This is a genomic window from Paraburkholderia sp. Cpub6 (assembly GCF_014201065.1).
Classification (GTDB): Bacteria; Pseudomonadota; Gammaproteobacteria; order Burkholderiales; family Burkholderiaceae; genus Paraburkholderia; species Paraburkholderia tuberum.
On the sequence record NZ_JACHDM010000003.1, the window covers coordinates 207,133 to 220,033 of the forward strand.

9 protein-coding genes are annotated in these 12,901 nt (G+C 61.8%); all 9 read left to right on the top strand.

Annotated features, from left to right (window positions below):
• Nucleotides 1–100 precede the first annotated feature (100 nt).
• Nucleotides 101–634 (top strand): type VI secretion system contractile sheath small subunit, encoded by a 534-nt coding sequence (gene tssB, locus HDG33_RS07810; protein WP_184023650.1) that lies wholly within the window; start codon nt 101–103, stop codon nt 632–634.
• A 46-nt stretch (nt 635–680) separates the two neighbouring features.
• A complete protein-coding gene (tssC, locus tag HDG33_RS07815) occupies nt 681–2,183 on the top strand; it encodes a type VI secretion system contractile sheath large subunit (protein WP_184023661.1) in 1,503 nt (500 codons plus the stop codon).
• Nucleotides 2,184–2,292: 109 nt separating this feature from the next.
• Nucleotides 2,293–2,775, top strand: a complete 483-nt coding sequence (locus HDG33_RS07820; RefSeq protein WP_184023663.1) for a type VI secretion system tube protein Hcp — start codon at nt 2,293–2,295, stop codon at nt 2,773–2,775.
• A gap of 140 nt (nt 2,776–2,915) precedes the next feature.
• A complete protein-coding gene (gene tssJ / locus HDG33_RS07825; protein ID WP_184023665.1) occupies nt 2,916–3,461 on the top strand; it encodes a type VI secretion system lipoprotein TssJ in 546 nt (181 codons plus the stop codon).
• A gap of 5 nt (nt 3,462–3,466) precedes the next feature.
• Nucleotides 3,467–4,816 carry a type VI secretion system baseplate subunit TssK gene (gene tssK, locus HDG33_RS07830; protein ID WP_184023673.1) on the top strand — a complete coding sequence of 450 codons (1,350 nt, stop codon included), beginning with the start codon at nt 3,467–3,469 and terminating at the stop codon, nt 4,814–4,816.
• Entirely contained in the window at nt 4,813–6,147 is a 1,335-nt protein-coding gene (gene tssL, locus HDG33_RS07835; protein WP_184023677.1) for a type VI secretion system protein TssL, long form, read from the top strand. Before tssK ends, tssL begins: the two co-directional genes overlap by 4 nt.
• A 13-nt stretch (nt 6,148–6,160) precedes the next feature.
• Nucleotides 6,161–10,126 carry a type VI secretion system membrane subunit TssM gene (gene tssM / locus HDG33_RS07840; protein WP_184023685.1) on the top strand — a complete coding sequence of 1,322 codons (3,966 nt, stop codon included), beginning with the start codon at nt 6,161–6,163 and terminating at the stop codon, nt 10,124–10,126.
• A 33-nt stretch (nt 10,127–10,159) separates the two neighbouring features.
• The gene (locus tag HDG33_RS07845; RefSeq protein WP_260330357.1) at nt 10,160–12,529 is read left to right on the top strand and encodes a type VI secretion system Vgr family protein; all 2,370 of its coding nucleotides are present in this window, start codon (nt 10,160–10,162) and stop codon (nt 12,527–12,529) included.
• Between the two features lie 89 nt (nt 12,530–12,618).
• Nucleotides 12,619–12,885: a PAAR domain-containing protein gene (locus HDG33_RS07850; protein WP_090810707.1), complete on the top strand. Its 267-nt coding sequence runs from the start codon at nt 12,619–12,621 to the stop codon at nt 12,883–12,885.
• The last annotated feature ends 16 nt before the right edge of the window (nt 12,886–12,901 follow it).

The window sequence follows — 12,901 nt, forward strand, 5'->3', positions numbered from 1 at the left end:
CGCTGCTCCGAGACATAACATCTTCAGCTTGCGGATTTCATACGAAAGCGAGCGGTGTCGCCGCTCCTTCTTTTACTTGAGCGAACAACCTCAGAGCACTATGTCGGCTTCTACCAGTTCTCAAAAATTCATCGCACGTAATCGTGCCCCCCGCGTCCAGATTGAATACGACGTCGAAATTTACGGTTCGGAAAAGAGAGTCGAACTCCCGTTCGTGATGGGCGTCCTCGCCGACTTGTCGGGCAAGCCGCTCGAACCGTTGCCCGCCGTCGGCGATCGTAAGTTCTTCGATATCGACATCGACAACTTCGATGAGCGAATGAAGGCCATGAAACCGCGTGTCGCGTTCGCGGTGCCCAACACGCTGACGAACGAAGGTCATCTGATGGTCGATATCACGTTCGAAAGCATGGACGACTTCTCGCCCGCAGCCGTCGCGAAGAAGGTTGACGCGCTTGCGCAGCTACTCGAGGCGCGTACGCAACTCGCCAATCTGCAAACGTATATGGATGGCAAAAGTGGCGCGGAAAACCTGGTCAGCAAGGTGTTGAGAGACCCCGCGTTACTCGAAGCGCTCGCAAAGGCGCCAAAGCCGGAAGCGGCATCCGTCGGCGAACCGGTGACCAACGAATGACTTTTGCTTTCCGCACGAAAGCACAGCCTGAAACAATGGGGAAATGATGGCCGAACTTCAAGCGAACACGCGCGCCAAGGCAACGGCGAGCGTGACCAATCAGTCCGATTTCAATGCACTCCTATCGCGCGAATTCAAGCCCAAAACGGAGCGCGCGCGCGAGGCTGTCGAGGGGGCTGTCCGGACGCTCGCTCAACAAGCACTGCTTACATCGGCAACGGTGTCCGACGACGCGTACAAAAACATAGAGTCAATTATTGGGGAGATCGATCGCAAATTATCCGAACAGATCAACCTGATTCTCCACCATGAAGATTTTCAGAGTCTTGAAAGCGCATGGCGTGGGCTTCATCACCTCGTCGCGAACACGGAAACGGATGAGAAGCTGAAGATCCGCTTTATGGATGTGTCGAAGGACGACCTGCGTCGCACGATGAAGCGCTATAAAGGGATTGCGTGGGACCAGAGTCCGTTCTTCAAGCAAATTTACGAGGAAGAATACGGGCAGTTGGGTGGCGAGCCGTACGGCTGTCTCGTCGCTGACTACTACTTCGATCACACGCCCGCCGACGTCGACCTACTGGGCTCGATTGCAAAGGTAGCGGCAGCGTCGCATGCGCCGTTCATTACGGGCGCGGCACCGTCCGTGCTGCAGATGGACTCGTGGCAGGAACTCGCCAACCCGCGCGACCTGACGAAGATTTTTACGCAAAACCTCGAGTACGCACCTTGGAACTCGCTGCGTAGTTCGGAAGACGCGCGCTACATCGGCCTTGCAATGCCGCGTTTCCTTGCACGTCTGCCATATGGCGTCAAGACGAACCCGGTCGACGAATTCGATTTCGAAGAGGCGACCGCCGGCGCGGATCATCAACGCTATGTATGGTCGAACGCGGCTTACGCAATGGCGGTGAACATCAACCGTTCGTTCAAGAACTACGGTTGGTGCACGCTGATTCGCGGCGTGGAAAGCGGTGGGGTAGTTGAAAACCTGCCGTGTCACACGTTCCCGACGGATGACGGTGGCATCGACATGAAGTGCCCGACGGAAATTGCGATCTCCGACCGCCGCGAAGCGGAATTGTCGAAGAGTGGTTTCATACCGCTCATTCACCGCAAGAACACTGACTACGCGGCGTTCATCGGCGCGCAATCGTTGCAGAAGCCGATCGAGTACCACGATCCCGACGCAACTGCGAACGCGAATCTATCGGCACGTCTTCCGTATCTGTTCGCCTGCTCGCGCTTTGCGCATTACCTGAAGTGCATCGTGCGCGACAAGATCGGCGCATTCAAGGAGCGGGACGAAATGCAGCAATGGCTCAACGAATGGGTCATGAACTACGTTGACGCCGATCCCGCGAATTCGTCGCAGGAAACCAAGGCACGTCGACCGCTGGCCGCGGCCGAAGTGGTCGTCGAGGACGTCGAGGGAAACCCGGGATATTACCAGGCGAAGTTCTTCCTGCGTCCGCATTTCCAACTTGAAGGTCTGACGGTTTCGTTGCGTCTCGTCGCGAAGCTGCCGCTCGTGAAGGATGCGGCCTGATCTGACGTCTACCGTTCATTCGGTGATTGAGCGACGGACAGGCGCTCACTAAATATGCCTGACTTTCATTGAGCATCTTTAAAACTAATCGGTACCAAGGAGTATTTTTATGGCGCAAGACATCTTTCTCAAGATTAACGGGATTGATGGTGAGTCGGCAGACGCTAACCACAAGGACGAAATCGATGTTCTGAGCTGGGCGTGGGGCGTTACGCAGCAATCGAATATGCACGTTGGTTCCGGTGGTGGCGCTGGCCGAGCCACGGTCGACGACTTCACGTTTGAGCATTTCATCGATCGTGCAACGCCCAACCTGACGCAATACTGCCTGACCGGTAAGCACATCGACGAAGCCAAACTCGTCGTGCGCAAGGCTGGCGGTAATCCGCTCGAATACATCAAATTCACGATGAACGACGTGCTGGTTACCTCGGTGCATCCGTCCGGCGTCAGCGACAGTGAATCGCGTCCGTGCGAAACGGTGCGTCTGTCCTTTGCTCGCCTGAAGCAGGAATATGTGGTGCAGAACGCGCAAGGCGGTAGCGGCGGTGCGATCACGGCGACCTTCGATATCAAGAAGAACACGGCCTAAATCGCACATTTTCCTGAATCTTGGCACGACGACCCTTTTGTCCGGGACGCCGTGTCAAGGTTGTTAACCGGGATGCCCGGCTGGATGCAGGCATCCTGGTTCATTCAGGGCGATGTGCGAGATCACCTTGATACCGTCAGATGGTTTCGATCTTTTTTCCCCGCTTCGCGATATGGCTGCGTATCGGGGGCTGGCTAGCCCTAAGCGGGGCGAGCGCATGGCTGTCCGGGTGCGCTACCGCGTCGGCTCCCGTTGTCAAGGAGCGAACGACCCTTCGGCTTCAGATCGCGGCAAGCGAGAACGTCAATCCGAACGAGTGGGGAACGGCGGCGCCGATCCTCGTGCGGGTCTACGAACTGAAGTCGCCGACGGCGTTTCAAACCGGCGACTTTTTCACGCTGCAAAGCGACGACAAAAAAATCCTTGGCGACGACGTGCTGGTCGTTGACGAATTTATTCTGCGTCCCGGCGATACACGCGAGATCGTCCGGAAGTCGAACCCCGCCACTACCGCAATTGGCGTGCTGGCCGGCTACCGGGATCTCGGGAAATCGGTCTGGCGCGCGGTTTACCGGTTGCCAATCGCGCCCGACGCCGCATGGTACAGGATGGCTCTTCCAGACAAGGAACAGAAGCTGACGATCCAGCTCGATCAGCGCACTGTTTCGATTTCAAAGTCAGACTAATTTCGATGAGTTGGTATAGCAAAGTTGTTTGGAGCGAAGGACTCTTCCTGCGCCCGCAATTGTTTCAGCAGCAGGAGCGGTATTTCGAGTCGTTCGCGCATCGCCGGAGCGCGCCGCTGAGCCCGTTTTTCTGGGGCTTCAGCCGTTATGAAATCGACCAGGAATCGCTCGCGTTCGGCAAGCTGGTGTTCAAGAGCGGGCTCGGCGTATTTCCAGACGGCACACCGTTCGAGGTGCCTGGCCTGACGCTGCCCCCGCCCCCACTGACGATCGGACCGGAACATCAGGAGCAGGTGATTTACCTGGCGGTCCCGCTTCGCTTGCCTAACACCGAGGAAACCGCCTTCACCGAGCAGAGCGGATCGCTGGCCCGTTATCATGCGTACGACGCCGAACTGCGCGACAGCAACGCGATCGGCCAAGGTCCGAAGCCCGTCCAACTCTCGAATCTGCGCTTGCGGCTGTTGCCCGAGAAAGAGCTGACGCAGTCGTGGATCGGGCTTGCGCTGACGCGCGTGAAGGCGCTGCACGCCGACGGCGCCGTGTCGCTGCACAGCGCCGACCACATTCCGCCCGTGACCGGTTACGGCGCGAATCCACTGCTGCGGGAATGGGCAATGCAGCTGCACGGCCTCGCGCGACTACGCGCCGACGCGCTCGCCGCCCGTCTGTCAGGTGCTGATGGCCGTACGGGCGCGGCGGCCGAAGTGGCCGACTATCTGCTGCTCCAGGTGCTCAATCGCTATGAGCCGCTGCTGGAGCATATTTGCCAACTCGAGGAGACCGCGCCGGTGACCCTGTATCGCGAGCTCGCGCTTTTCGCGGGCGAGCTCTCGACCTTCGTGCGTCCGCAAACGCGGCGTCCGCGGGCGGCGCCGGGCTATGACCATGCGCAGCTCTACCGCAGTATCAGGCCCCTCGTCGAGGAGGTTCACTATCTGTTGAACCAGGTGTTGATTCGTGGTGCGCAGCCCATTCCGCTTACGGAGCAGGCGCATGGCATCCGTACGGCCGCCATGCTGCCGAACGAATTGGCCGGCTATTCGAGCCTCGTGCTCGCCGTGGGCGCGCAGATGCCTTCCGAATTGCTGCAGCAGCAGTTTCTTGCCCAAACGAAGATCAGTCATCCGCAGCGCTTGCCGGAATTGATCCGTTCGCACCTGCCGGGTCTGGCAGTAGCGGCGCTGCCGGTTCCTCCGCGCCAGATTCCGTTCAACTCGGGCTTTATCTATTTCGAACTGTCGCGTACCGGACCGTTCTGGGAACAGATTGCGCGGCACGGAGGGCTTGCCATGCATGTCGCCGGGCACTTCCCGGAACTCAAGCTCGAGCTGTGGGGCGTGCGTCAAAAATGAGTACCGGTGCATACGGGGACGACGCGTTCGAGTTTCTGTTGAACCCCGACAACTCTGCTTCTGGCCAGAGCCAGCCGTCTGCCATTCCCGCTGGACGTCCCACAACCGCGGGTGTCGCCAATCAGGAACCGGTGGTCGATGCGGCCGCGTTCGATCCGCCGGAACAAGCGCAGACGCGTCTGGAGCGCATGAAGGCTGCGCGCAATCCGTTGTGTGAAGCCGCGCAGCCTTTGTTGCGCATGCTGGCGGACATGCCGGCTTCGCTCGATTCGTTGGCTGCGGTCGCGAGCTTGCGCTCGCTGCTGGTGCGTGAGGTCGCCGCATTCCAGAAGGTCTGCGACAAAGCGAGTTTGCCGTGGAAGCACGTGGCGGCTGTCCGTTACGCGCTGTGCACCGCGCTCGACGAAGCCGCCAACCGCACGCGTTGGGGGAACGGTGGAATTTGGGCCGCGGGGGGGCTGCTGCTCAAGTTCGAAGGAGAAGTGGACGGCGGCGAGAAGTTCTTCCTGCTGATCGGCCGCATGGCAACGGATCCCCAGGAGTACATCGACGTCCTCGAGGTGTTGTATCGCATTCTCAGCCTTGGATTCGAAGGACGCTACAGTGTTGCCGCGGACGGTCCACGTCATCTGGAGCAGATTCGGCAGCGAATGCTGACGCTTATCAGCGGCACGCGGGACACGATGCGGCTCGAACTGTCGCCGCACTGGCGCGGCGAGGAGCCGGGCAGGATGCGGCTGCTGAAAAGCGTGCCGGTCTGGGCGACGGCGGGTGTCGCTGCGCTATGTGTGTTCTCGCTGTTCGCCTGGTACAAGTATCGGCTTCTGGCGCAAAGCAATGCGCTGGAAGCGAAGATTCTCGCGATCGGAGAGCCGATCAAGGCCGCGGCTCCGGTCGTTCACGAGCGCTTGCGCCTGTCGATTTTGCTGAAAGACGAGATTGCTCGCGGCCAGGTCTCCGTCGAAGAGAACGCGAGCAGCAGCCGGGTCGTGTTCCGTGGCGACTACGTGTTCCTGCCGGGGCAAAGCCGCATTCGACCGGAACTGGATCCGGTGTTGACCAAGGTCGCGCAGGAGGTCGTCCGGGTCGGCGGCAATGTCACGGTGACCGGGCACACCGACAACCAGCCGATTCATACGGCGGAGTTTCCTGACAACCTGGTGCTATCGGAAAAGCGCGCCGCGTTCGTCGCCGACGTATTGAAGGCGCACGGCATGCCCGGCAATCGCATCGAGGCTGTCGGCAAGGGCGATACACAACCTGTCGCGGACAACAGTACAGCGGAAGGTCGTTCCCGCAATCGACGCGTGGAAGTCTTCGTCACGCATTAACGGGAAAGCCTTGATGTCTTATTTGAACCGCTTATCGAAACTTGTGCTCACGCGCCAGACGCTGGTGCTCGCCGCGATCCTCGTGACGGCTGTGACCGTCTGGTTCGTGGGACCTCTGATTGCATTTGGCGACTACCGCCCACTCGAGAGCGTGCTCTCGCGCACGTTGTCGATCGTCGTGCTGTTATTGCTGCTGCTGTTCTGGCTGCTCGGCTGGTCGCCTGTCGTCATCGGCGTCGCGTTGCTGTGTCTCGCACTCTGGTATTTCGGACCGATACTCGCGTTCGGCCAAACGCATCCACTCGGCACCACATGGTCCCGCGTGCTGCTGATCTCGGTGCTGCTTGCCTGCTACGCGATCTATGGGCTGTATCGTCTGTGGCGGGCAGTGCGCAGCGATGACGTGCTGCTGCAGCGCGTTCTGAACCCGTTCACGAAGAAGTCGGCCGCGACCCCTGTCGCACGAGACGAAATCCGCGCGCTTCACGCGGTCGTCGCGAAGGCCATCGACAAGCTCAAACGCATGCGCGGCGGACCGGCAGGGCTGCGTCGTCTGCTCGAAAGCCAGCGCTATCTGTACGAACTCCCGTGGTACATGGTGGTGGGCTCGCCAGGCGCCGGCAAGACGACGTTGGTCCTGAACTCGGGTCTGGATTTTCCGGAGGCGGATCAGATGGTCGCGGCGTCGCTGAGAAGCCGCGTCGAAACGGCGAACTGCGACTGGTGGTTCGCGAACGAAGCGGTGCTGATCGACACCGCTGGCCGCTATACCGTTCAGGACGCAGCGTCGCAAGACGCCGCGAAGGTTGACGTCGATCCGGAAGACCTGAAGAGCGTGAACGAGGCCGAGTGGCGCGGCCTTCTGGGGCTGCTTCGCAAGCGGCGCCCGCGCGCGCCGGTCAACGGTGCGTTGCTGGTCGTTTCGGTCGAAGAGTTATTGACGCGCCCAGCGCCCGAACGAAAGGCGCTCGCCGCGTCGATGCGCGCTCGGCTCGGCGAGTTGCGCCAGCAGTTGGGGATTCGATTCCCCGTCTACGTGCTCGTCACGAAGCTCGATCTGCTGCCCGGCTTCGGGGAGTATTTCCAGTCGTTGACGGCGGAAAGCCGCGCGCAGATTTTCGGCTTCACACTGCCTTATCAGGAAGCCGCGGAAGAACACGGCCGCGACACACTGCGCCTGAACTGCGCGGCCGAAATGCGTGAGCTGGAGCAGGGACTCGAAGACGGCGTCAACACGAGGCTGCAAGAGGTGTACGAGGTCGATCTGCGCAAGAAACTTTATGCGCTGCCGTCAGAATTTCGTAGCCTGTGTGCGGAACTCAATGAATTGCTCGCGCTGGTGTTTCTCGATTCGAAATACGACGACTCGCAGTTGAACAGCACGCTGCGCGGCGTCTATTTCACGAGCGCGGCGCAAACTCACGAGGCCGTGTCCGCCGACAGCTCCACGCTCTTGCAGCGGCTGCGTCGCGGGCTCGCGGGTTGGTTCGGTGCCGCGCCGAAAACGGTCTCGCCGTCGTCCGGCGACGCGACGCCTACCGGCTATCGCGGCTATTTCTTGCGCAATCTGTTTCAGCGCGTGATCCTGGCCGAAGCGCATCTGGTGCGGCCGAACCTGTACTGGGAAGTCCGCTTCCGCGCGTTGCGTCTTATCGGACATCTGCTCGCGATCGTCGTGGCGGTGTGGCTGATTGGTGCGCTCGTCGTGAGCTTCGGCAACAACCGCGAGTATCTCGCCGCGATCGATGGCAAGGTCAATGCGCTCGCCGCGCGGGTCTTGTCGCAACGGAAGGCGCCGCAGCCCGGGACGATGGGGACGCTTCTGTCGGCGTCGCGTGACCTGCCTCAGTTCGACGGCATGGACCTCGACAGTCCCGGTGTCGCATGGCACTACGGGCTCTACACGGCGCCCGCCATCCGCGCCGCCGCCGCCGAGACTTACAACAATCTGCTGCAACAGATGCTGCTGCCGCACGTGGTCGGCCGGCTCGAAACGGTGCTCGATACGCAAATCGGCGTACAGGACGCGGACGGCGTTTATCGCACGCTGATGGTCTACCTGATGCTGTTCGATGGCTCGCACTACGACGCGAAAGCGGTCAAGGCATGGGTGCTCGGCGACTGGGAACACGCCAACAGCGTCGCATCGCTCGGCGAGCGCAACGTGATGGCGCGTCACCTCGATGCGCTGATCGTGGAAGGGGTGCCCGCGGTGCCGGCAAGACCAGTGAATGCACGGCTCGTGCGCCGCGCGCGCGAGTTCCTTGGCCGCAATCCGGCGTCCGGACGGCTCTACGAACGTGCGATGAACGCCATGGCTCCCGAGGCGCCCGAGAACGTCACGCTGCTGAGCGCCGCGGGTCCGCAGGCCACTACCGTGTTCATGCTGGCCGGCGGTTCGACGCTCGCGCGAGGTATCCCCGGTCTCTATACCTACGACGGCTATCACGCCGTTTTTAACAAGCGCCTCCCTGATTTTCTCGAGCAGGCGCGAAAACAGGACGCTTGGGTGATGGGCGAGGCCGATACATCGGCGCGGTGGCGGCGGATGGCAAACGGCAACGCACCGCGCAAGGACAGGCTCGCCGACGATATCCGTCGCCAATACCTGACCGACTATGGCAATTACTGGAGCCAGTTTCTCGACGACGTGAGACCGGTGTCCGGCAGCGAAGGCACCCTGGCGCCCGACCTGCAGACGCTTCGTACGCTGGCTGCGCCGGATTCGCCGCTGGCGAGACTCGCGCGAACGGCCGCGCGCGAGACGTCGCTGTCGATCGTTGATGGCGCGGACGAGCCGTCGGCCGCCGGTAGTGCCATCAATGTGATCATGCGTCGCTCGCAGGCGGCGCGCGCAGCGAGCGCCGTGGCCGCAACCGCCACGATCGGTCAGCTCGCGCAACAGAAGATGGAACGTGAACTGGTCGACAGACGCTTTGCCGCGCTGCGCGAAGTCGTGACCGGCCAGGCCGATAGCGGGAGCGCGCTGCCTGGCGGCAGCGGCGTGCTGCAGCTGGGCGGCGTCATCGGGCTGATCAACGAGCAGTACACGCGATTGATGACGGCCGGCGACGTGCTCGCCACCCACAGCATGCCGCCCACGGATGACCTCGGCTCCACGATGCAGCTCGAGGCGCAGAAGCTTCCGCCGCCGTTTCGGGCCGTGCTCGCGGGCCTCGCGTCGCAGTCGATGCGCAAGGTGGACCGCAATGTCGGCTCCCTGCTCACGATGCAGGTCGAATCGAGCGTTGGCGCGCAATGCCGACGTGCTGTCGAAGGCAAATATCCGTTTGCCGCGAGCGCCCAGGAAGTCGACATCGACGATTTCAATCGCGTGTTCGCGGCCGGCGGCCTGCTCGACGACTTCTTCCACAAGACGCTCGCCAGCCGCGTCGATACGAGCATGCGGCCATGGCGCTATAAGCCGGTCAGCCCCGGCATGCCGCCCATGCAGGGACCGGGCCTCGAACCGTTCGAGCGCGCCGCGGCGATCCGTCAGACATTTTTCCGCGATCCCGGCGCGACCCGGATGTCGTGGAACGCGGGCCTCAAGGTCGTGTCGCTGGACCCCGAAATTACCGATCTGCTCATCGACGTCGACGGGCAAAACCTGCGCTATGCGCATGGTCCGGTCACGACGTCCCCGATCACCTGGCCGGGGCCGCGCGGCGGTTCGATGGCCGGCCTCACCGCGAATCCGCGCGTGCGTCCGGACACGTCGACCGTCATGACCGAAGGTCCGTGGGCGCTGTTCCGTCTGATCGACCGGGGCCGCGTGACGTCGACGTTGTCGTCGAGCCGCTCGGCGGTGGACTTCAATTTCGACGACCGGCACGCGGTCATCGAACTGACATCGGGCGGACAGTCAGGACCGCAACTCACGGCGTTGCTGCGCGATTTTCGTTGTCCCGGTAGCGGAAACGCGATGGGAAGGCGAGCGGACGCGTCGTCAGGCTCCGCATTCGCCGACGAACTGTAGCGTCTTTTCGATATAGAGAATTTAGAGGAGTGCATGTCAAGTAATCCCTTGAACGCGATAAGTGTGCAAAGCCGCTCAGTGACCGTATCCAGCGCGGCGATACCGCGGTGGCCGGGGCAGACCGCGGACGGACAGACGCAGCCTGCGCTGGAGTTCATGTCACTGAACGGCGACGAGCATCTAGGCAAGCTGTTTGAGTACGAACTGCTGTTGCGCACGCCGGACGATTACACGGTACCGCTTGCCGTCAGTGCCAACCTCGACCTGAAGGCGCTGCTAGGCAAGGAAATGACCGTCGCGATCGACCTCCAGCCGAGCGCCGACACCGAAGCATGTCAGCGCGAAATCACCGGACTCGTCGTCGCCGCGCAATACCTGCGTCGGGAAGGCCGCTACAACGTCTATCGTGTCGTGCTGAAGCCGTGGCTGTGGCTGGCGACCCTGACGACCGACTACAAGATTTTCCAGAACAGGACGGTCATCGAGATCATCGACGAGGTGCTGAAGGGCTATCCGTACCCGGTCGAAAAGCGCCTCGACGTGAGCCGCTATGCGCTCGAGGGTGAGAGTCCGACCAACGAACCGCGCGCGTTCCAGGTCCAGTACGGCGAGACCGATTACGACTTCATTCATCGCCTGATGGAAGAGTGGGGCATCTACTGGTTTTTCGAGCATGCCGACGGCAAGCACCGGCTCGTGCTGTGCGATCACATTGGCGCGCACCGCCACTCGCCGAACCCCTCATACCGGACGCTGGCGTTCCTACCGCAGGGCGGCAAGACCGACACCGAATACATCAGCGCGTTTTCGACGGCCGAAGTCTTGTGCACCGGTCACTACGTGACGAGCGACTTCGACTTCACGCGTTCGCGCGCCGACATGCGGGCGATCAATCAGCAACCGCGCGACACCAGCTGGAACCTGCTCGAGCGCTACGACTGGCCGGGCGACTATACCGACAGCGGCCACGGTGAACTGCTGGCGCGTACGCGCATGGAAGCACTGCGCGCGCCGGGTACGCGAGCGAAAGGCGAAGGTAACGTACGGGGACTCGCGTGCGGGCAGACGTTCGTGTTGACCAACTACGACTATACGGCCGCGAACTGCGAATACCTCGTCATCGGTACGAAGCTCGACCTGACCGGTACGCCGGACGAATCGGGTAGCGGCTACGAATACACCTGCAGCAACAAGTTCGACGTGCAACCGACAAGCGAAGTGTTCAGACTGCCGCGGGAGACCTCGAAGCCGGTCGTCAACGGGCCGCAGTCGGCTGTCGTCGTGGGTCCCGAGGGCAAGGAACTGTGGACTGACGAATTCGGCCGCGTGAAGGTCCGCTTCGTCTGGGACCGTTACGGCCAAAACGTCGAAACCGACTCCTGCTGGGTCCGTGTGAGCCAGGCGTGGGCCGGTCAGGGTTTCGGTGGCATCTACATTCCGCGCATCGGCCAGGAAGTCATCGTCGACTTCTGGAACGGCGACCCGGATCGTCCGCTGATCACCGGGAGCCTGTACAACGCGGCGACGCGTCCGCCTTATGACTTGCCAGGCAACGCGACGCAGAGCGGTTTCATGAGCCGGTCGATGGAAGGGGGCCTGCAGAACTACAACAGCATCCGCTTCGAGGACAAGGCGGGTGCCGAGGAATTCACGTTGCAGGCGGAACGGGACATGAACCGCCTGACGAAGCTGAATGAGTCACACGTCGTCGGTGCCGACTACACGATCGGCGTGGCCGCGGCGCACAGCACGACCGTCGGGGCGACGTCCAGCACGATCGTCGGCGGCAAGTACTCGGTAAGGGTGAAGGGTGTTTCCTTCTATTCCGTGGGTCTTGCACACTTTGTCTCGATTGGCGGGGCGGAGGAGACCGCGGTTGGGGGTGCCTCCCTTCTGACGGTGGGCGGTGCACGTACGGTCACGGTTGGTGGCGCGTCGACGCACGCGGTAGGCGGAGCCTATTCGCTGTCGGCCGGGGGGGCGCTGTCTATCGTGTGCGGCAAGTCGTCGCTGACCATGAACAAGGATGGCGAGATCAAGCTCATTGGTAAGTCGATCCGCATCCAGGGTGACACCCGTGTCGTGGTGCAAGGCACGCCGCTGGACCTTAACCCCGGTGACAAGGAATGCGGCAGCTCAGTGACGGTGCCAGTTCCTGTCGTGGTGCTCGATGCGCTGGACGTTCCAGTTATTCCGCCACCTCCATCGGACCAGCCGCTTCCGACGATAGATCCGCTGCCGACGGAAGAACCACGGCCGTCGGAAGAGCCGCCGCCATCGGAAGAGCCGGCGCCATCGGAAGAGCCGGCGCCATCGGAAGAGCCGGCGCCATCGGAAGAGCCGGCACCGTCGGAGGAGCCGCCGCCGTCCGAAAAGCCGCCCGCAACCGGCTCGGACGCGTAACAGCGTATTTCGCAATACCGTGCAGCCGGCGAATGCCTTCGCGCATCGCCCTGCACGGACGTTCAGTTTCCATGAGGAGAAAATCGATCATGTTTCCAGCGGCTCGCAAAGGCGATGCGATCGGACATGGCGGTTCGATCGTCTCGGGTTCCCCGACGGTCTTCATCAATCGATTGCCTGCGGCGCTCGTCGGTATGAGCTCTGCCGTTTGCGCGCTGCACCCGTGCTCGCAAGCTGTGGTCGCGGGTTCGGGTACGGTGTTGATCAACAACGTGCCGGCGGCATTGGTTGGCGGCAAGGTTTCGTGTGGCGCGCCGTGTTCCGCTGGCTCGCCAGACGTGCGCATCGGTTCATGATGACGGTGGGGGCCAT